We start from the raw sequence: 19,115 nt of genomic DNA, 5'->3' as shown, positions 1-19,115 counted from the left end.
TTTCAGTTCTTTTTATAAAATTCACATTCATAGCCGTCAACCCGGAGCAAAAGTCCCGGTGTCCAGGGAGGCACCCGACCCATCTGTTCACAGACCGCTGCGAGGGACATGGAACCGTCCGCTTCAATGATGATCTCATCATGCACATGAGCAACGATGGAACAGCAGCGGAGCGTTTGCATAGCGTACATCAGAATATCCCGGCTCGTTGCCTGGATGATGTTCTCCACAAATTTGGGGCCGTAACTTTCGAGTCTTTCCCATTTCTTCGTGCCGCCTACGCCCTCATAGGTAACGGACTCGCCACCGAAGACATTCTCTCCGATTCTTGGCTTAACATAGGCAAGTCGTCTTCCGGAAGGCAGAGTAATGAAAAGAAAGCCGCTTTGATAATCGAACTTGATTCCGTGGCTTTCGGAGAAGGTTTTCTCTTTTACGCACTTCTTGACTGCCGAATCGACATCCCACCAGAACTTTACGATATTGGGGTTTGATTGCCTCCAGGCAGTTACAAGCGGCTGAAGTTCCTCCTCGGCAAGTCCCATATCGAGCGCTCCCATCGCTTTGAGAGCACCCACGGAACCGCCGTAACCGAGCGCCAACTCAGCAATTTTGCCTTTCTGCCGGAGGTGGCCGTTGATGCCGTGCTTTTCCACGGGAACCCTGAACATTTGAGATGCCGAAGCACAGTAAATGTCACCTCCGTTTGCAAATACCTCATCGCGCCATTTCTCTCCGGCAAACCAGGCGATCACACGCGCTTCGATTGCAGAGAAGTCCGCCACGATGAACTTTCTTCCGTTCTGCGGCACGAAGGCTGTACGGATAAGCTGTGAGAGTGTATCCGGGATATCGTCATAAAGCATCCGCAGTACTTCATAATCGCCGATCCGCACAAGGGATCTCGCTTCCGCCAAATCCGGCATATGGTTTTGCGGAAGGTTCTGCAATTGAACAAGCCTCCCGGCGAACCGGCCTGTGCGGTTGGCACCGTAAAATTGAAACATTCCTCTCGCTCTGCTGTCCCGGCAGACGGCGTTTTCCATAGCCGTATATTTCTTTACCGAAGATTTTGCAAGCTGCTGCCGGAGAGTCAGCACCTCTCGCAGTTCGTCCGGCGCTGTTTTTAAGAGCACCGCAACATCCTTTTTGCCGAGAGATTCAACTTCCAGACCGTTGCAGGAAAGCCACTGTTTTATCTGCTGCACTGAGTTGGGATTGTCAAGGTCGGTCAGATTACGCATTGCGGCCGAAAGCACTTCTCTTGATTTGCCGTCTATTCGGACTGCCTGCCTGACAAAGTCCATATCCACACCGATGCCACGGTCGTTGATTTCCTGGTCGAGGTGATATTCGTCCCATACAAAATCAGGAACAGGGAATCGGGCAAGCTTCTGCTGAATCTGCATCTCCGTTTCAACATCACGTTTGTTATACGCTTTATAATCCGTCCATTTGTCCGGGGCATCTGACGGAAAATTACGGGTGCGGCTGCCGTTGGCTTTGGTGGGAGCGCAAGGCATCGAGAAGTATTTTATAAGGTCTTTGCCTTCCTTCAACTTTTGTTTTTCCAGACCAAGAACCGCGCCGACACCCTCAAGGGACAGCGGCAGTCCCATATACGCTGACCAAACCATTGAGCAGCGCCAGGAGGACGGGTTGAGAAATCTCGCATACTCCGTAGACAGCGAATTTGAGTCATGGAAGGACTCAAGGCTTACGCCATGGCCTGTAAGATATCTTGATAAACAGACGCGCTCAAACTGAGCGTTGAACGCCCATTTCAGAACCGCTTCATCAGTCAAAGCATCAAGAACATCCTCCGGCATGCTTTCACCCTGTGCGAGATCGATGACGGAAATCTCTCCGCCATCAATACTGTATCCGAAAAGCAGTATCTCAAAATCCTCACTCTCGGCATAGCGATATACTCCGCCTTTGGCAAGGTTGACCGAGGAGTAGGTTTCAATGTCTATGGATATCGTTTTCATAAATTCACCACCTGTCATATAAGGAAACGGGCGGCAGAAGTTGCCCTCCGCCGCCCATGTGCAGCATCGCCGGATTATGCGAGGAAATCCTCGTCATCCAGAGTGGTGAAATCTTCAGCCGCGTTTGTTCTGCCGCCGAGTGGTTCTCCGTCACGGATTTTCTGTATGTTGCCCAGCCCTGCGGCAACACCTTTATTGCCGTTGGAGTTGAAGGCGAAAAAGTTCAGGGAAACCCTGCCATAGCAGCCGCTGTATACTTCACTTTTGTCAAGGATGGGCTTCACGGCGCGGTCCACGATCTGGGGCGCGGTCGTGCTGTTGGCGTTAATGAACCAGTGCCCCTTGTACGCTTCGTCGTCGCGCTCCACATCGCCGTCCCTCAAGGGCAGCTTGATAGCAGCTTTATTGGGTTTCTTGCCGCCGAACTTGGCGATGCCGTCCTCAATGGCGGCATCGATTGCATTGTTGATCGCATTTACCGTTTCTGTATCACTCTTGGGGATTAAGACGGATACGCTGTACTTCTCGGCTCCGCCGTTTATGGAAACGGGCTCCCAGCCGTGGAAATAAGAGAGACGGGTGTTTGTTCCGGTGATAACCTTGGTTTTGGTATTCATATTAGTCATGTTAATTTACCTCCATAATTTCGTAAAAGTCGTTTTTAGCGTTTGAAACGTTCATAGCCGGTCTTTTATCCGATTTCGGAACCAGAGTCGGCCTGCCCGGTGGCTTATGGATGAGGTCACCGAGTATTTCCTCAAATTTGGTCTTGCCCATAAGTTTCTGCATCTCTGTCATCGGAATAACGCTCTGCCGGTAGATGTCGATATAGCCGTGCTGTTTTGCAGTTTCCGCCACCTGCTCTTCATCACGGTACTTGCGGCCGGAGCGGCCTTCGACTACCTTGAAGCCGTTCCACTCTTTACCATGGCTTACGGCGGCTTCAGTCGCATAGGTCATGATTTCGTTAGCCCATTTCGTGAGACCGGGCAGGATGCTCATAATCTCCTCAATCTCCGAATCGGTCAGAAGCGGTGGAAGTTTGAACTCCGACTGCGCCAGCCTGAGTTTTTCCTCGGCTCTCGCACGGCACTTGACTGCCGCGCGGCAGAAGGTACACCATTCGCCCGGGATATACTCGCCTTCACCGTCATAGGCTTTTTTCGCTTTCGGCCTGAGTTCGTTTGCCGCCCAGTCCTTCAGTGCCGATACTGGAATAGTCCATGTGCTGACATTTTCTCTTCTCGGCTGAAAAATGGTCATCGAGATTTCTTCAAAGTCATACAGGCTGTTATAAATCTCGAGAGCGCCCAGGGCATAGAGCTTCATCTGCGTATTGTTTTCAGCTTCCACCAGTACACCCATGCCATATTTGAAATCGATGATATGAAGTCTGCTGTCTGAAATTATCAGGCAATCGCCCGTTCCGAAGCCGTCCGGAACATAGCAGGAAAAGTCCAACCGCTGTTCGATTAGTACAAGCGGGTCTTTGCAGACCTGCTTTGCCGCCTCATACTGCTCCATAACAAACTCTGCATAAGCATCGGTGCATTCCTCCATTTCATCGGAGCCGTAATCCGATACCGGTCTTTTCGACCGCATATGAAGTGCTTTCTTCAGCTTGTATTCGCACAGGGCGTGTGCCGCCGTACCTTCTTCAGCAGCGGCCGAGGAGTTGTTTTCGAACTCCAGTTCCAGCCTTGCGGACGGCATACAGTTAAGCCATCTGTGGGAACTCGATGCGGAAAGAACCGCGTGATCAGCCATTGCCAAGCACCTCCGCTTCTTTCAGCACAGCGGAGAAATGTTCCGGCTTGATCTCCGACAACTTGTCCGCTCCGTATTTTCGAATGAGTTCCCGCACCTCGGCTGTCAGTCCGTTCCGGCTCTTATCCGTGAGAACGGTCCTGACCTGCTCAAGTGAGATATTCGATGGCTCAGGCGTTTCCGATTCGACAGGCTGTGTCTGCCCGGAATCCGGTTCACCCTGAACCGCTTTATCGCACAAAGCCTGCAGGCTGTCTGCAAGGGAGCGGATATCCTCGACCAGATCAAGCAGTAACTTGATTTTGCTCATGACTCTTTTCACCTCCTTCGTCTATCTCGCAGATGGCAAGTTCCTGTACGGAATCTCCGGGCACCAGGATGGTCACCTTCTGCTTGTTGCCGAGTAGAAAACGCAGAATTCGCTCTCTTACGGTTACATTGCGGCAGGTAACGATTCCGCCGTTCTGCGGTTGTTTGGAAACACTGATTTTCAGGCTGTGTTTCATAACCCTCACCTCTTTCCGAGAGCGTCTTTGTCGTTTGCCCTCTGTCTTATAGCCACGAGAGGACGAGGAAAAGGACGTTTCCACAAAAAAATAAGCCCGCCGAAGAAAAATTCCTCGACGGGCGTAAATTGCAGAGCTTTATTCGCTGTATTTTATGAAAGCATCGGTAAAGCCGGCAGACTTTACCTTGCTGAGCAGGGCATCGGCATTCGCTTTGACTGAAAACGCACCAAGTTGGACGCGGTAGTATTTTTTATTGGTATCAGTCGAGACATTTATGGAAGCGGATGCCTCGAGCAGCTTTCCAACCTCAGTACGAAAGGTATCCATACTCTTACCGTGCTTTGGAAACCAGTGCATCACATCGCTGTGGTTGCTGGCAATACCAAGCTTGGCTCCTTCGCTGTGGCAGATGATGTTCTTCTCGGTAAGTCCATACTGCTTGCAGAGGTAAGCACATAGCTCAACGGCCTCTTTGTAGACGGCAGAAAAATACGAGGCGTCCGTCAGACCATCCTCGCAAATTTCAAAGCCGATATGTGTATCATTGGCAGAACCGCCGGCATGCCATCCCCTATGATTCCAGGGCAAGGTTTGATAAGTGGCGATGCTTCCATCCGCCAGTTTGCCAATGAAGCCGTGGACGCAGACCTGTCGGCCGTCCGGCTTGTCCTGATTCCAGTGGTTATTGTACTGGTTCTTGCCAAGCAGACCGTCATCAGGTCCGACATAGCGTTTCAGGTTCGGGTTGTTCGCCCCTGTGGAATGGACCATGATGCCCTTTGGTGTGATGGGTTTGCCTGCTTTGTAGCAAGCGTTGTTGGTGAGAATGAGTTTGTGCAGATTCATTTACTTGTCCTCCTTGTTCAGCTGTTCCAAGACCGTTTTTAGCTTTTCGGGAATAGGCAGACCGATTTTTGCCGTATTCTCAATAATGCTGATGCCTTCATTAGATAAGTAGAAGAAGATGACGGCAGTACGGATCGCGCTTCCGGTTTGTATAAGCTGCGAATCCACGATATGCGCCACCGCCACCAACGAGAAAATCAGCACCTTCTTGAAGATGCCCCGAAAGCCCACCTCACTTGAAAGGCGTTTTTCCAAGATGGCCACCATGAACCCTGTCAAATAGTCGATAACGACGAAAGCTACCAGAGCGTAAAGGAAACCATCCCAGCCACCCAGGAAATACCCGATATAGCCGCCTACAGCAGCAATGATAATCTGAAACGTGTTGACAATGTCTTTCATTCTTGAGTCCTCCTCGATTTAAAATAAAAAAGAGCCCGAAGGCTCCATAAGCAACTTGTATTTCTGATTACTATCCAAATATAGATAGGGATATTACAGGGCAGTCGATGTACCCTCCGTCCAAGTCCTCGCATGTCAGTCCGATGAATAAATTTGTAATTTCAGCAGGATCTGAAGCCGCCACAGCTGTATTCGCTGACGTTCCACTCGTTGTCAAAGAGGTTCCCGCTGTGTATTTAAAGGTGTCAGCTGTTACCTCAGTAATTTTATATGCGCCATCCACTCCTGTCCCGGAAGTTATATCAGAGTAGATCATGTGACCAATTTTGTAGCCGTGTCCTGTTAAGGTTACCGTTACGGCTGTTCCGCTTTGTGCATAGGTTCCGGTGGCGTTTGCATTCGTGATTCCATTAAACGTCACCCAAGCCATGCAGCCGCCAATAGAGCTTCCACCGCCGCCAGGCACAAATTCAAGACCGCTGCCATCGGCTTTAACAGCCACCACTTTATTTCCTTGTCCTAAATAGCTGTCAGGCGTATCCGTCAAGTCTAAAAAATGATGGACGTGGTCGATCTCTGAGTAAACATTGGTATGCAGGTGGTTCGTGTTTGCCTTCGTTGCAAGGATGGTATTTATCTCGGATTCAGAGTACGTGCCACTGCTTGACGGGGGCACTGCAAGCACGTCAGAGCCACTGAACTGTGACATCCGTTCAACCTTTTGGTTAAGCTTAATCTCATGCTCCAGCATCATGTTATGCAGTTCCAGCGTGTACTCAAGGACACTGTTCCCATCGTCCTCACTTACTGTGATTCCTCGAACTCGCACCTTACCGTCAAATCCGGCATCGTCTGTTCCTTCAGGTGCAATCTTCCAGCCAATCCAGTCACCGATTAAGTAAGACTCGAAGGGTTTTAGCCTGTTGCCCTCATCATCGTAGAACTTCGTTACCGTTCCTTGTATTCCCCAGGTCGGGAAAGCGGCTCGGCTAAGATATGCTTGTCCATACTCGCTAAGCCCGGACTGGATATTGCTTGCAGACAGATAACCTTCTCTTCGTCCATACACAGTTTGGCTAACAGAGTTTGATGCTATCGCTAGCAACTTGTCACCGCCCTCAACCAATACTTCATTGACTAAGTGCGTTGCATCGCTTTGGTTTTGGTGACTAAGGATCGCCTGCCCGGGTCTGTAGACTACTTTGTCATACAGGTCCATACCTCTTGACTTGTAAATTTTTAGCACAAGGTTCGGAGTCATTTCTATATCGAAGTATCCAAGCCCATCGGTAAATTTCGACACGACCTCGCTGAGCGGTGTGCCGACGTGGAATGTTAAATTCACATTCTCTGTAAACAGGTTGCCCAGGCTGTCCATGTCATCTTGCCAGTCTATCGTTACCCCAACAAGACCTCCGCGATTCTGTGCTTCAAGGAGCAGCGTCCTCAAGACTTTGCTTGCGGTTCCTGTGAAAGGTCTGTCTAAAGCAGGCGTGCCCATGTTTTCCGGATACACAACAGCCCTGCTAAGGATATTCAGAACACCTCGACCACTTACTTCAATTATCTGTTTTTCATCGCTGTCAACATAGTTTGGTTTCCTGGATTCTATAACCCACTTGAATAATGGGTTGCCGTCAAGTTTAACAAGAATCAAATTATCATCCGTAATGTACGTCCTGTCGCCACCGGTTTCATCATATCGGCTGATGCTGAAACTTCCACTTCCGGGTTTGTTCTGCAGCATCTGGAATGACTTGTTGAACGCGCCGCCAAGCTGTCTTACTATAATGTTCGGGTTAGTCCTGTCGCAAACAAACAGCTCAACGCCGATGTCATCTGCCGGGAGCCCTTCATAAACTTCAAAGCCTACAAGGTTGCTGTTCTGTACGGTCGGGGCAGTTAGCTAGCTGTACCTTTATGCTTCCGGTCTCAGCATCCATCGGGAGCTGGAACACAATCTTTTCCCAAGTCCACTCAAGTACGCTGCAAAGCTTGGTGCCAATATAGACAAATCCACCGTAGCTTCTTAAGTACCTGTTTACATTGCTGAGGTCTACTGACGTATGCGTGTATCCAAAGCCATTTCCGTACAAGGTCAATATCGATCCGGGTTCACCTCTGGTAACAGAAATCGACTGAATCCAGGGGAAGGGTGGATCATCCGTAACATTCAACGGATTATACAAGGCTCTCGTTGCCCTAAGCTTTCCAAATGCACGATTGAACACATTGTACAGAGCGCGCTTGTCTCTGGGTTTTCCAAAAGCCCTGTTTTCTTTCAAGTCAAGGGTTCTCGCCGCAACTGGCTTCCCGAAGGCAATGTTCTCAAGCAGCGATAGGTATCTGGGCAACGGGAATGGACCACCTGTTAAGTTGAACGTGTTAATCTGGCTCCAGCCAGTATCAATCCCCAGCGCAGCATTGACGGCCCTTGCTCTCCAGCAAAGGAACCCGTCATACACGTCCTGCGGGTAAAATGTTGTCGGTTCACCACAAGGCAAAGCTGAGACGGTGGTCGTTCTATGCTGTAACCCAGTAAATTGAGCGGTTCGGTCTATTTCTATTGTCATGTTCGCAACCGCATCAAGGACGAGCTGCATTTCCATTTTCATCAGTGAGGGCGTTTTCGTAATATCTGAGGTGTTTAGCGTTTGCTTGAACCAAATGTATTTTCCGGTCATGTCATCATTCTGGGCAATAACCGGGCATTGGGCGCCGTTCGTTGCTTGTGTGTACGAACCTGGAGGATTCAAGTCACTGGTCAAAGCACAGCTAATCGCAATACTCGTTCCGGTGGGCATATCCCCAAGTTCCCACGTAATTGTCTCGTCACCATAGGCCATGCCGCTGAGTGCAAAAGGGCCAATGACTCTGTTTCCTGTTGTGTAGAAATCAAAATCGTAGCCGATGCCCTCAAGCAGTTCCATTTCTGAAAACGATACGTCCGTTCCGCTCTGGTTAGAGGTCACATTCAGTCGATAGTAACTGTACAAGGCGATCTTGGCATAAGCCACGGTGAATGTTTTCAGTTCATTCATTGCCCACGAAATCTGACCAGTCTGTGTATCCAAAACTGTCCAGTTCACACCATCATTACTGCCCTCGAACGTCCAGTCTTTGGGGCTGTCAATCAAGTACGTATCATTTCTTGCTCGTATCGTGTATCCTGAGATCTTCTTTGCTGAAGGAAGGGCAGCGGTCAGTATTCCAGATGTAGAGCCAATAGCCCATCTGCTGTTCGGGTCATTGTCAAAAGCTCTCCAACCTTCATAGCCGGAGCCAAGGTTTCCACTGTCACTTACCGTCACTCCTTCAGTCGTAGCCGCCGTCATGAGCGGAACCACATCGGAGCCATTTGTGTATCCTTTCGGTGTAGTGCTTGGATCTTCATCCAACTGCAAACCTATGAAGGTCGGTACATGGCCTATTTCAACTTCTCTCGTCACAACATGAGTGAACACACCATCTTCATCGAAGTCGGCTTTCACCAACTCTTCATAGGTGCGTATCCATTTTGCGGTCAAGGACAAGCTGCTGGTTATCGCTTGGTCTTGAGGTGCGATCAACCTTATTCTATCTGGCATTATCTCACCTCCATACTATGACCAGCTCCCTATCAGTGCCTCAATTCTCGGAGACCTCGGTCCGAGCATCTGCGTTGGCGGCGGGATCGTGTTTTTAATGATGATGCTTGTGCTTGCAGTTTCCGGAGCAAGCGAAGTAATCGTAGCACCTGTCACCCACGTAGCACCCTCGTCCGTGCTGAATAAAAGATCCTGGTCAATCAAGGACAGCGTTATATTATTCGCTGTCTTTGTTGAGCTGCTGTTGTAGAGCTTAATCCTATGCGTTGTCGTGGTTCCTTCCGGCCTGTCTCCGAAATCAAGGTCTCGGATAAACTCAGGGTCTCCACTCGCATCATCATCCATAAACAAGATATCGTTCACTACCTCACCAGTTGCTTTCATGCCGTAGATATGCAAGGCATATACTACTGCGCCCATATAAGAACCGGTTGTGGCATATTCAACCCGCAAGCATCTTATGGATTCAGAGAACGTACAAGGCTGTATCTGGTCTCTCCAATCATCATCCCCCGTTAATAGTGTAGGAATGCTGCCGTTTGGCAGATTCGCTGCTATCCACGTACCATCTAAACCATTCGTTGTATCTGCACTTCCATGAACAGTAATGGATTGCAAGTTCCTTGTCGGTGGCATCTGACCGGCATATGACTGAGCATGGAGCATTCCCAAGCCGGAAACATTGTATTTGTGCGGTAAAAACACCCACAACACAAGCTTAATTCCATAGTTGCTTGAATACGATTGTAGAACTGCATATGTGCTATTGCTTAAGCCATTTAACTTAGACATCTCATCCGTACTCAATGCTGATACCATGTCAACGATTGAAGTTCCCCTATATACAGAGCCTCCTCCAACGTCATAAGCAAATTTTCTTCCGGGGACAGTCGGGTAAGCCATCTAATCCACCTCCTATGACCAACTGCCAATCGACACTTCAAATCTTGGCGCTCTTGGACCAAGCATCTGTGTCGGCGGCGGTATCGTATTTTTGACAATAATACTTGCACTGGTTCCCTGCGGAGCCAACGAGGTAATCGATGCTCCGGTAACCCACGTTATCCCTTCATCCATACTGAACAGCAAATCCGTATCAATTAGAGAAAGTGACAAATTGTGGGCAATCTTTGTCGAGCTGCTATTGAACAGTTTAATCCGCTTCATGATTGTGGTGCCTTCCTGCCGGTCTCCCCAGTCCATGTCTCGGATAAATTCCGGGTCTCCAGATGTATCATCATCCAAGAAGAGAATATCATCTGGCAATTCTCCTGCTGCTTTCACACCGTAGATATGCAGTGCATACAGATAAATACGTGATAAATCACCAGAGCCGCCGGATGCATAGTATCTGATTCGTAGCACTCGTATAGCTTCAGAAAACGTACATGGCTGTATGCTATCTCGCCATACGTCGTCATCCATCATATAGGGCGGTATTGCACCATTAGGCAAAACAGCATCTATCCATGTACCATCAAGCCCGTTTGTGCTATCTGGGCTGCCTGCCACCGTTACTGAACCGGTGTAAGCACCATCCCTATATAATTTGTGGACCATGCCTAGCCCAGATACTACGTATTTCTCGGGCAAGAAGACCCAGACGGTTCTAACGATGCCAGCATTGCCCATCTCAGCAAATAGAACAGTGGCCGAGTTGTTTTCACTGTTCAACCTACTAATCAATTCCGGTGACAGTATCGTCGTAATGTCATTAATATCATTTCCATAGTAGACAGAACCACCGCCTATGTCATATTCGAACCTCCGTCCGGGCAATGTTGGATATGGCATCTAATTCACCTCCTAATAAAAGGCAGGATAATACTCAAATACAACCCTGCCACCTATCGTATCTGTTTCTAATTCCATGCTGTTGTTTCCCGCTTCGAGGATCATCCAGTAGGCATCGCCACCATGCTTGACAATGGAGATCATATTCGAATTTCCTTTCAGGCAGGTGTAATATTTTGTTTCCAAAACCACAGATTCCCCGCTTGCTATTGTTCCAAGGAACTGAATCCAAACCCCGTTGTTCTGATTCCTTATAATCGGATTACTAAGCGGTCCTTCCAAGGTAATAACCATTGCTGTTATTGGCGCAGAGCCTTCGTTGGCATGCGTCCATGCAAAGGGAGAGGAAGTAACCATCTTGGTCTCAGCGCTTTTTACGATTCCATAAAAGAAAGGATCGGCTAATTCAAATTCCAGAGCGAATTTGGCATAGCCGGGATTTTTCCTGACGAAATTTATCTCTGTACAAAGCTCGGCTTGCGCCTGCCTGGTTTCTCCGTTCCTCATTGTACGAACAAGTGAATGAAGCCCCGGATTGCCAATAGCCTTCAAGAATGCATCAATATTATCATCCAGGTCGGCTCTACTCGATCCTTTTATCCACATGGAGAGGACAACTTTTCTACTGTCAAATCTTTTCTTAATCCACCTCTTGCCGTGCTGAAACGGCACCTGCAGGTCAGTTCCTCTGTATTTAGGAATTCCAACACCCTCGATAACATCTTCAACAGCCCGTTTTCCCCTTGAGGTGAGAGGGAACCCGTTAAACGTCCAATTCTCAGCCAATTATATGCACCTCCTACACCAAACCGTAGGAGTGCTTCAGCAAGGTAGTTCTTACACTGTCTGAAGCCAGCTCCGGCTTTGGATTATTAATTACAATTTCATAATTGTTTACCGCATTCCCAGTCTGCTTTTCAGCTCCCGTTCCATTTGAGTTCGGCATTGACCTGCTGACCGCGTCCACATCTATATTCAATCCGTCAAACTCTGTTGGAATAGCTTTTTTCATGTCTTCTTCAACCAACTTCATAGCATCGGTAAATCCCACTCCGATTCCCATGCCCATGTTCGTTCCGATACCCGCGAATACTGTCGATGGCGAGTGTATGCCCAGCAGATTTTTGGCGCCATCCACGATGCCGGAAAAGAAGCCGCTGACTTTTTCGCTAATCCAACTGCCCATGGATTTAATGCCGTCCCAAAGGCCAGAAACGATGTTCTTTCCAATTTCAAAAACCGAACTGACTGCTTTCCCCAGGCCCGTCACGATCGCCGCTATAATCTCCGGTAGTCTGGCAACTAATTGTGGGATTGCCTGGATCAAACCAAATGCAAGCTGGACGGTGAGTTCAATGCCCATCGCAATAATGGCAGGCAGGTTGTTGGTGATGAAATTAATAATCGTCATTATAATCTGCGGCAGTGCTTCTATCAGTTGGGGTAAGGCGTTTAGGAGACCTTCTGCCAGACCAATAATGATTGCAAAGGCTGCTTCCAGAACTTTGTCCAGGTTATCTATCAGCCCTGTGACGATTGTGATGACAGCTCCAACCGCAGCAGGGATTAACTCTGGCAAGGCTATCCCGATGCCTTCTACAAGTGCGGTTATGAGCTGCACAGCAGCCTCAATGAGCAGAGGAAGGTTGTCTATAAGAGCCGCAACAATGGTCATAATCGCATCAACAGCGGCAGGTATCAGCTCAGGCAACAGACTTAAAACCGTCTCCAGCACCTGGGTGAACAGCTCTGTGACTGTATCCAGCAAGGTAGGAAGCAGTTCACCGATTGCTGAAAGAATCGCATGCATTGCCATGGGAAGGGCAGATACAATATTTTCAATGACCGGTACGATGTTTGTTACAACAGCTTGAAAAGCGTCCACTAAATTCTGTGTCAGGTTCGTCATGTCGGCGTTGGTATTTCCAAGACCTGCTGTAAAGGAGCCAAGTGCGGCCTGCAGCAGCCCGATGGAACCGGATATGGTCTGGGTGGACTCGCGGGCAAAGTTACCTGCGTACTGCTCAGTATTCTCAAAGAACATCTGCATGGCGACTTCAGCTTTTTCCGCTTGCGTAGCCGAGTTCCAAGTGAAGTCCAGACCCTTGGCAAGGGCATAAGCTTGGATGTTGGTAGCGTTCATGGAGACACCGAGGTTATCCATCATCGTGAAGTTGCCCTTGGCCGCACCGGCGACGGACTCCATAGCCATGGACATATCGATGCCCATAACCGAGGCCATGTCCGCCGCTCGCTGCATGGCCTTTTCGGTCAGTTCAAGGCTCTTTTGCTGTTCAATGCCGGAGCCTTGGAAAAGTGCGCCCATTTTATTGGCGGTCGCCAGGTATTCGCTTTGCGATACGCCCAGATTCTTATAGGCATCCTCGCCGGTTTTCTGAATGGATGCGGCATATTCTCCAAACACCGCTTCCGAGCCGCCCAGGTTCTGTTCCAGTTCTCCGAACTGCTGCACGACCTCTTTGCCCAGCTTGAAGGCTGCAGCACCTGCAGCAACCGCAACTGTGCCCATCGCTGCGCCGACGCCCTTCAAGATACCGCCCAGCTTATCAAATTTGCCGCCGGAATTTTCAGCCTCATTCCCGGATTTCTTCAGTTCATCGCCGAGCTTATCCGCTTCATCGGCGGACTGTGCCAGCTCACGTTCCATGCCGTTGAGTTCGGCTTGGGCGTTGTTAAGTTGAACCGCCCAGTTCTGGGTACGGCGGTCATTCTCGCCGAAAGAATCGGAGGCGTTCTGAAGCGCTTTACGGAGCGTTTCGATTTTGTCTTTCTGCGCATCGATCTGCTTGGTGAGCACCTCGTTTTTGGCGGTGAGGGACTGGACGCTGTTTTCATTTTTGCCGAATTCAGACTCGACTAATTTCATTTCTGAGCCGAGAACCTTAAACGACTGATTGATATCAGCAAGGGCTCGTTTAAATTCTTTTTCGCCCTCCACACCGATTTTTAGGCCGAAGTTATCCGCCATATTCTCACCACCTCCTTAGATTCCATCTGGAATGATTTCGTCAATAAAGTACTCGCGTTTTGCCCTCGCTAGTCCGTTAAACTGTTTGTAAACCTCCCACTGATCGAGCAAATGCCCAATCGGCATCAGCCAGGTCTCCTGCTCGGACCGATGGAGAAGAGATACACCATAAAAAATCAGTCGGGCAAACAACTCTTCGTCGCTTACCCGACCTGTGCGTTTTTTGAGGATTCTTCCTCGCTCTCCACGTTTCGCTTTGTGCCTTTATACATGGCATCCATAATGGCATTTTTGTAATCTGCCAGTTCATAAGGTGAGGTCAAGAGTTCGACCGTATCCTCCGTAAGAAGATCTCTCTTCTTCGACGGATTCTGAAGATTATGGACCAGCACCGATTGGTTGGCGAGTAGGGTGATAAGCCACACCACCTCGTCCAGAGCCATTTCAAAGTTCTCAGTTTTCATGAGTTTTTCGCCCAAATTAGAAAGACCGCCATATCTCTTGGCGATCTCCTTTGTGGCCTTAGTGGTCAGGAGCATTTTGTATTCCTTACCACCGATTTCTATGATTGCGCTTCTTTCGTTATCCATCTGATCGCCCTCCATTACGGGGTCACCGTGAATACGGGTTCATAGACCTGCGTGTACCAACCGGTGATCACAGAAGCCGGAACACTTGCATCGTCCTCATTAACTTCGGATTTCCAAGGGTGCTTGCCGTTGCCATCTAGCTTATTTCTTCGCACTACAGTGCCCTCAATGGTTGGAGTGGAGAACGTGATGCTGTCGCCCTTCGTGGCGAGATTGGTTGCCGGGATGCCAAATACCACACGGTAAAGCCAGAAATAGCGGTATTTACCGTTTGCCTTTTTCGCTCTGAATCCAACTGCTACGGGCATGCCGCCATCCTCGCTGCCCGAAATCACGACGTGGTTATCATCAAGCTTTGCGCCGGTCAGGTCTTCAGCTGCAGTCACACCGATATCGTCAATTCCAAGGGAGAGCGTCCCGCTTTTGAATTCCTTCACGATTTCAGCTGGACCATCGTCGGCATATAGTGTTGCTTCAGCAAGTTCTACGGACAGGTCCGCTTTCATTGCTTTCGCAAGCTGCAAGGGAGTGCCATAGGTTTCATTCCCACTGGAATCTTCAGTGATTTTGGCATAGTAGAGTTTATCTAGTCCGATTGTTGCCATTGGTTATTCCTCCAATTCGTAATTTTTCGCCACATCGATGGCGTAATGGTGATAGCCGGTATCATCCTCATGTCCGATATACCGGCGGTCCGTTATTGTAAAATCCGCGTCTATTAGATTGCGGACTATTTGGTTTTTCATCGCTGTGTAATTTCCCTTATCAAAGAGTGATAACCGTGCCTCTTGTATTTCGTGCCGTGGTTTATCGTCGGTGTAAAGTTCAAACGTATCTACCATCGGCGTGATCACAGCATAACGGTCTGGTGCAGTCTCTGAAAACACACCCGTTTCCACGGGAATCAGAGGAGATACAATCGCAGTCAACTCGCTTAAGAGGCTCATATTTTTTCTACCTCCTTTTCAAACGTCGTGACCATCGCATCAACACATGCCTTTTTGCTTGCTGATTTTGCAGGCTTCAGAAAAGGCTTTGGCGGTTGGCCATGCTTCCCATATTCCAAAACGCCCGCAATCATAGCATTGCTTTTCCCGTCACCGCGCGGCTCAGAAAAACCGACTTTAACATTGAAATTACCGTCCTTATCCTGTCTTGCTGAAGATACCCCAAGCGCGGAGACAAGCTCTCCAGTGGATCGGCTTTCTTCCTGCGTACCTTTGCCGATGACACTTTGCAGGTTGCTTTTCACCTTTTCTTCCACAACTTCGCCACCTGCTTTTAGAACAAGAGGAATAATTTCATCAGTTTTCTCGCCAAGTCTGGACAGCTTTAAGAGAAATTCATCCGGCATTTTAAACGCTGCCTTAGCCACTGGATATCATCTCCTTGGCAAGGACCTCGATGTACATCCCGCGTCCTTTGACATCCTCGACCGAGGTGATTTCAAAACGCCCTTCTTTGTTCACGACGGCCATTGCGGTTGTGATGCTTACGTCAGGAATTCGGCGAAAACGGAAAAGGTCGGTGGCTTCAGAGAACGAGGCCCGATTAGCCCATTTCTCATTGCCGTGCCGACCTTCTCGATACGCCCTGACCGAAGCCACAATATTGTCTACTTCCGTTCGAAAGCCCTCTGGATCTTTGACGGTCACTTTCTCAATAAGGTCGATTGAGGTATTCATCTTTCCATAACTCATGGTCACACCTTCCAATCCCGGTCCAACCTGAGGAGCAGATTGACCGTATGCCATACCTGTTGCCCGGCTTGCACGTTGTCCGCAAAAAAGCCGCCCGTACTGCCGTCCCTTGATTCATAGAAATGGGACGACAGCATAATGACGGCTTGCTCTGTTGTAGGCGGCATTTGATTATCAGCGTAGAAATTTTCAAGCAGGTGCTGATAGCTCTCGGCGTACCTGACAGCAGCGGTAATATACATCTGCAGAAGCTCATCGTCTGCTGTATGTTCAAGGATAAGATTTGCCTTCACTTTTTCAAGCAGTGTCATACCGCCACCGTCCTTTCCTTATTCAACTTCTGGTTCGACGATCACAACGGTAAAGATAGCTTCGGGGTAACCAGAAGTCCAAAGCGTGAATATCTTTGGAGTCGTCACGATCTCATCGCACTTAAGCCACATGACAATATCCCCGGCAGAGCAGCCAGCAGCAGTCGCTTCGGTAACATCCTCTGCTGTAAGTTGATAGTCGTTATACTTGATGACCGTAATATCTGCTAGTCCTGTGGTAATGGCCATACCAATCCACTTGTGCGTACCCTGATCAGGATTAGAACTTGGAAAAGCGATTAGCTCCGATACAGGGACGGTAACGGTAATTACGCCGTTTTCAATGGTGATCGCGGTAACCTTACCCTGGTTACTAATTAAATCTTCACCGGTTGGCGTAGGAATTTTTGCGACCGAAACGTTCCATGTATCCGGGATCATTACCCCTGCATCTTTAAGTTTTTTCAATAGATTGTTGAAATCATCCTTGACTCCAGCGACAGTAGTGGCCGTACTTGCAGCTTGATTTATTGCAGAAGGAAGCCCCGTCACTGAGGCTTCCTCCTTAATTTCCAGCGTACCGCCAATTACCGTTTTTTCGCCGCCTTGCTCGGTATAGTTCTTTGCGTTATAACTCATATCGCACCTCCGTTACGCTTTCTGCTGAAGAACCTTGACGGCTTCGGGCAGAATGAGCTTGCCGTCGACACGCTGGGTAGCGACAAAGCCTACCTGCCCGGTGGCGGCGTATAACTCGTTGAGTCTCTTGAACACGCGTCCCTGGCGGTCGGCTACCCAGTAATAACCGAAGTCACCGAAAACGATGGTCTTAGCGGCTGCGGCAATGGCGGGTACATACGCCGATGTATACAGAGGGCGATTCAAAATAGTGTCCGGTGTTCCCGCCTGCAATGAAGGCTGCCAGAGGTACTGACCGTTGCCGTCCTTCAGCTTGCGGATCGCTTTTACGGTGGAGTCATTCATTACGAAGACAGCTTTGTTTCTATAAGGCGCTTTGAGTGAGTAGAAGAGATCAAGCACCTCGTCGATGTTGATAGCGGTAGCGCCCGCCGTGGTTACGCCGATCTGCGCTCCGCCGGTAGCAGCGAGGATACCGGTCGGTTTGCCGGAGCCGTCGCCTGTGAAAAATGCTTCCTCTTCCTTGTTACCGATACGCCTTGCGAACTCTTTTGAGATGTAGGTTTCGAGGTTGAATACGCTGTCGTTCAGCAGCTCTTCGGAAACCTTGATCATCGTTCCCAGTTTATATGCTCCGATGGAAACCTGCCCAAAACTGTCGTCGCTTTCGGGAATAGCGCCTTCCTCATCAATCCAGGATGCTGTGCCCTTGGATGCCACGACCGGGATTTTCCGGTCCCCGGAAGAGGTGGTAATCACGTTGGCTAGCCTACGAAAGATATTCTCATCATCGAGAGCTTCCACAAGGGTGCGCTCAAATTCATCTGGTACAAGATATCCGCCCTCGGTGTCGGTGCCGATCTGCAGCGCATTTCTGATGACAGGGTCGAGACCTTCTCCGGCACGGGTACGCATGGCATTCCAGAATGCCTTCCTGTACTCTTCGGATGCTCTGCCTTTTTGGGTTTCCATGCCCGGTACAGAAGGTTTTCCGGTGAGCGGCATGTTTAGGGGTTTGGAAAGTTCGCGGTCAAGCGCTTCCTGCTTTTCAAGCCTGTCTATTTCATTGCCTAGCGCTACAACATCGGCTTCCATTTTGTCATAGACTGCCGTGTCCTCTGCGGAAACCAAGCCGTCCGATCCACGTTTGGCATCCAGAAACGCCTTTGCTGTTTCCCATGCCTTTGCGCGTTTTTCACGCAGTTCAAGAATTTTACTCATATCATTTTCCTCCTAAAATTTAGTGTTGAATCAAAGAGAGCCGCTTCTCCAGCGACTCGATCGGTGTGCCTGTTTTCTGTTTTGGGAGTTTGGGTTTGACTTTGTCCAGCAGCGAGTTTGTCACCGCCCTGCGGCTGAAAGCATAGGTGACATCACCGGTCTGCTGTCGTTTTTTATCGTCTTCCAAAATCCTGTCGGCAAATCCGAGTTCAATGGCTTTTTTGGCATTCAGCCAGGTTTCTGCATCCATCAGATGGGAAAGCTTTGCTCTTGACTGGCCTGTTTTTATTTCATAGGCGTTGATGATGCTTTCCTTAACTTCCGAGAGCATGGCGATGGCTTTTTGCATTTCATCGCTGTCTCCGATGGCTACCGTAAAAGGATTATGCACCATCATGAGTGCTGTCGGAGCCATCAGCACGGTCGTTCCCGCCATAGCGATCACCGAAGCGGCTGATGCCGCAATACCATCGATTTTTACGGTAACCTTGCCTTTGTAGTCCATGAGCATGGCATATATCTGGCTTGCCGCAATGCAGTCGCCGCCAGGTGAATTGAGCCAAATAACAATGTCACCCTCTCCGGCGGCAAGTTCCGCTTTAAATGCCTTTGGGGTGACATCGTCATCAAACCATGAGTCTTCGGCTATCACGCCGTCAAGGTAAAGTGTTCGGGCGCCGGAATCTTCGTCCCGCACCCAGTTCCAGAATTTCTTCATTCAGGTTCCTCCGTTTCTTTGATATCTGCGAACGCATTATGTGGAGCTCCA

At 49.2% G+C, this 19,115-nt stretch carries 22 protein-coding genes; all 22 read right to left on the bottom strand.

The annotated features are described in order from the left end of the window. Positions 1-2: 2 nt before the first annotated feature. A complete protein-coding gene (locus AC6I5A_RS09575) occupies positions 3-1,991 on the bottom strand; it encodes a DNA polymerase (protein WP_034614989.1) in 1,989 nt (662 codons plus the stop codon). Between the two features lie 74 nt (positions 1,992-2,065). Then, the gene (locus AC6I5A_RS09570; RefSeq protein ID WP_034614986.1) at positions 2,066-2,617 is read right to left on the bottom strand and encodes a DUF2815 family protein; all 552 of its coding nucleotides are present in this window, start codon (positions 2,615-2,617) and stop codon (positions 2,066-2,068) included. Between the two features lies 1 nt (position 2,618). Next, on the bottom strand, positions 2,619-3,758 hold the full coding sequence (locus AC6I5A_RS09565) for a DUF2800 domain-containing protein (protein WP_034614982.1): 1,140 nt from the start codon (positions 3,756-3,758) through the stop codon (positions 2,619-2,621). Then, positions 3,751-4,068, bottom strand: coding sequence for an rRNA biogenesis protein rrp5 (locus tag AC6I5A_RS09560; protein WP_034614979.1), 318 nt, complete (start codon positions 4,066-4,068; stop codon positions 3,751-3,753). Before AC6I5A_RS09560 ends, AC6I5A_RS09565 begins: the two co-directional genes overlap by 8 nt. Then, positions 4,043-4,264, bottom strand: coding sequence for a hypothetical protein (locus AC6I5A_RS09555; RefSeq protein ID WP_034614976.1), 222 nt, complete (start codon positions 4,262-4,264; stop codon positions 4,043-4,045). The genes AC6I5A_RS09560 and AC6I5A_RS09555 overlap by 26 nt, the downstream gene beginning before the upstream one ends. 138 nt (positions 4,265-4,402) lie before the next feature. Beyond that, on the bottom strand, positions 4,403-5,113 hold the full coding sequence (locus AC6I5A_RS09550; RefSeq protein WP_034614973.1) for an N-acetylmuramoyl-L-alanine amidase: 711 nt from the start codon (positions 5,111-5,113) through the stop codon (positions 4,403-4,405). After that, on the bottom strand, positions 5,114-5,515 hold the full coding sequence (locus AC6I5A_RS09545; protein ID WP_034614970.1) for a phage holin family protein: 402 nt from the start codon (positions 5,513-5,515) through the stop codon (positions 5,114-5,116). It lies immediately after the preceding gene. Between the two features lie 70 nt (positions 5,516-5,585). Further along, positions 5,586-7,262: a hypothetical protein gene (locus AC6I5A_RS09540; protein WP_052168002.1), complete on the bottom strand. Its 1,677-nt coding sequence runs from the start codon at positions 7,260-7,262 to the stop codon at positions 5,586-5,588. A 115-nt stretch (positions 7,263-7,377) separates the two neighbouring features. Beyond that, positions 7,378-9,102 (bottom strand): discoidin domain-containing protein, encoded by a 1,725-nt coding sequence (locus tag AC6I5A_RS09535; RefSeq protein ID WP_034614965.1) that lies wholly within the window; start codon positions 9,100-9,102, stop codon positions 7,378-7,380. 15 nt (positions 9,103-9,117) lie between these two features. After that, positions 9,118-10,005 carry a hypothetical protein gene (locus AC6I5A_RS09530; RefSeq protein WP_034614962.1) on the bottom strand — a complete coding sequence of 296 codons (888 nt, stop codon included), beginning with the start codon at positions 10,003-10,005 and terminating at the stop codon, positions 9,118-9,120. A gap of 12 nt (positions 10,006-10,017) precedes the next feature. Next, a complete protein-coding gene (locus AC6I5A_RS09525) occupies positions 10,018-10,881 on the bottom strand; it encodes a hypothetical protein (protein WP_497900634.1) in 864 nt (287 codons plus the stop codon). A gap of 27 nt (positions 10,882-10,908) precedes the next feature. Beyond that, positions 10,909-11,682 carry a phage tail domain-containing protein gene (locus AC6I5A_RS09520; RefSeq protein ID WP_034614954.1) on the bottom strand — a complete coding sequence of 258 codons (774 nt, stop codon included), beginning with the start codon at positions 11,680-11,682 and terminating at the stop codon, positions 10,909-10,911. 13 nt (positions 11,683-11,695) lie between these two features. Then, positions 11,696-13,885, bottom strand: a complete 2,190-nt coding sequence (locus AC6I5A_RS09515; protein ID WP_497900633.1) for a phage tail protein — start codon at positions 13,883-13,885, stop codon at positions 11,696-11,698. A 203-nt stretch (positions 13,886-14,088) separates the two neighbouring features. Next, positions 14,089-14,475, bottom strand: coding sequence for a hypothetical protein (locus tag AC6I5A_RS09510; protein ID WP_034614948.1), 387 nt, complete (start codon positions 14,473-14,475; stop codon positions 14,089-14,091). Positions 14,476-14,489: 14 nt separating this feature from the next. Beyond that, positions 14,490-15,080, bottom strand: coding sequence for a major tail protein (locus AC6I5A_RS09505; RefSeq protein ID WP_034614946.1), 591 nt, complete (start codon positions 15,078-15,080; stop codon positions 14,490-14,492). A 3-nt stretch (positions 15,081-15,083) separates the two neighbouring features. Next, positions 15,084-15,422: a hypothetical protein gene (locus tag AC6I5A_RS09500; RefSeq protein WP_034614945.1), complete on the bottom strand. Its 339-nt coding sequence runs from the start codon at positions 15,420-15,422 to the stop codon at positions 15,084-15,086. Then, entirely contained in the window at positions 15,419-15,850 is a 432-nt protein-coding gene (locus tag AC6I5A_RS09495) for an HK97-gp10 family putative phage morphogenesis protein (RefSeq protein WP_034614942.1), read from the bottom strand. Before AC6I5A_RS09495 ends, AC6I5A_RS09500 begins: the two co-directional genes overlap by 4 nt. Beyond that, positions 15,843-16,175 (bottom strand): head-tail adaptor protein, encoded by a 333-nt coding sequence (locus AC6I5A_RS09490; protein WP_034614939.1) that lies wholly within the window; start codon positions 16,173-16,175, stop codon positions 15,843-15,845. The genes AC6I5A_RS09495 and AC6I5A_RS09490 overlap by 8 nt, the downstream gene beginning before the upstream one ends. Before the next feature lie 2 nt (positions 16,176-16,177). After that, positions 16,178-16,486, bottom strand: coding sequence for a head-tail connector protein (locus AC6I5A_RS09485; RefSeq protein ID WP_034614936.1), 309 nt, complete (start codon positions 16,484-16,486; stop codon positions 16,178-16,180). A gap of 18 nt (positions 16,487-16,504) precedes the next feature. Then, complete coding sequence (locus tag AC6I5A_RS09480) at positions 16,505-17,125, bottom strand: hypothetical protein (RefSeq protein WP_497900632.1); 621 nt, start codon at positions 17,123-17,125, stop codon at positions 16,505-16,507. A 12-nt stretch (positions 17,126-17,137) separates the two neighbouring features. Beyond that, positions 17,138-18,346 carry a phage major capsid protein gene (locus AC6I5A_RS09475; RefSeq protein WP_034614932.1) on the bottom strand — a complete coding sequence of 403 codons (1,209 nt, stop codon included), beginning with the start codon at positions 18,344-18,346 and terminating at the stop codon, positions 17,138-17,140. Positions 18,347-18,365: 19 nt separating this feature from the next. Next, on the bottom strand, positions 18,366-19,064 hold the full coding sequence (locus tag AC6I5A_RS09470) for a head maturation protease, ClpP-related (RefSeq protein ID WP_034614928.1): 699 nt from the start codon (positions 19,062-19,064) through the stop codon (positions 18,366-18,368). Between the last annotated feature and the right edge of the window lie 51 nt (positions 19,065-19,115).

The organism is Desulfosporosinus sp. Tol-M2, assembly GCF_059735615.1.
The sequence above is the reverse complement of the archived record's forward strand: the minus strand, read 5'-3'. Positions and strand labels throughout refer to the sequence as shown.

Excerpts from the sequence above, each read along its gene's own strand:
- AC6I5A_RS09475 (WP_034614932.1), bottom strand. The coding sequence starts at position 18,346 with ATGAGTAAAATTCTTGAACTGCGTGAAAAACGCGCAAAGGCATGGGAA.
- AC6I5A_RS09550 (WP_034614973.1), bottom strand. The coding sequence starts at position 5,113 with ATGAATCTGCACAAACTCATTCTCACCAACAACGCTTGCTACAAAGCA.
- AC6I5A_RS09545 (WP_034614970.1), bottom strand. The coding sequence starts at position 5,515 with ATGAAAGACATTGTCAACACGTTTCAGATTATCATTGCTGCTGTAGGC.
- AC6I5A_RS09515 (WP_497900633.1), bottom strand. The coding sequence starts at position 13,885 with ATGGCGGATAACTTCGGCCTAAAAATCGGTGTGGAGGGCGAAAAAGAA.
- AC6I5A_RS09490 (WP_034614939.1), bottom strand. The coding sequence starts at position 16,175 with ATGAGTTATGGAAAGATGAATACCTCAATCGACCTTATTGAGAAAGTG.
- AC6I5A_RS09480 (WP_497900632.1), bottom strand. The coding sequence starts at position 17,125 with ATGAGTTATAACGCAAAGAACTATACCGAGCAAGGCGGCGAAAAAACG.
- AC6I5A_RS09510 (WP_034614948.1), bottom strand. The coding sequence starts at position 14,475 with ATGGATAACGAAAGAAGCGCAATCATAGAAATCGGTGGTAAGGAATAC.
- AC6I5A_RS09535 (WP_034614965.1), bottom strand. The coding sequence starts at position 9,102 with ATGCCAGATAGAATAAGGTTGATCGCACCTCAAGACCAAGCGATAACC.
- AC6I5A_RS09555 (WP_034614976.1), bottom strand. The coding sequence starts at position 4,264 with ATGAAACACAGCCTGAAAATCAGTGTTTCCAAACAACCGCAGAACGGC.
- AC6I5A_RS09575 (WP_034614989.1), bottom strand. The coding sequence starts at position 1,991 with ATGAAAACGATATCCATAGACATTGAAACCTACTCCTCGGTCAACCTT.
- AC6I5A_RS09570 (WP_034614986.1), bottom strand. The coding sequence starts at position 2,617 with ATGACTAATATGAATACCAAAACCAAGGTTATCACCGGAACAAACACC.
- AC6I5A_RS09530 (WP_034614962.1), bottom strand. The coding sequence starts at position 10,005 with ATGGCTTACCCGACTGTCCCCGGAAGAAAATTTGCTTATGACGTTGGA.
- AC6I5A_RS09485 (WP_034614936.1), bottom strand. The coding sequence starts at position 16,486 with ATGACACTGCTTGAAAAAGTGAAGGCAAATCTTATCCTTGAACATACA.
- AC6I5A_RS09505 (WP_034614946.1), bottom strand. The coding sequence starts at position 15,080 with ATGGCAACAATCGGACTAGATAAACTCTACTATGCCAAAATCACTGAA.
- AC6I5A_RS09470 (WP_034614928.1), bottom strand. The coding sequence starts at position 19,064 with ATGAAGAAATTCTGGAACTGGGTGCGGGACGAAGATTCCGGCGCCCGA.
- AC6I5A_RS09540 (WP_052168002.1), bottom strand. The coding sequence starts at position 7,262 with ATGCTGCAGAACAAACCCGGAAGTGGAAGTTTCAGCATCAGCCGATAT.
- AC6I5A_RS09500 (WP_034614945.1), bottom strand. The coding sequence starts at position 15,422 with ATGAGCCTCTTAAGCGAGTTGACTGCGATTGTATCTCCTCTGATTCCC.
- AC6I5A_RS09565 (WP_034614982.1), bottom strand. The coding sequence starts at position 3,758 with ATGGCTGATCACGCGGTTCTTTCCGCATCGAGTTCCCACAGATGGCTT.
- AC6I5A_RS09560 (WP_034614979.1), bottom strand. The coding sequence starts at position 4,068 with ATGAGCAAAATCAAGTTACTGCTTGATCTGGTCGAGGATATCCGCTCC.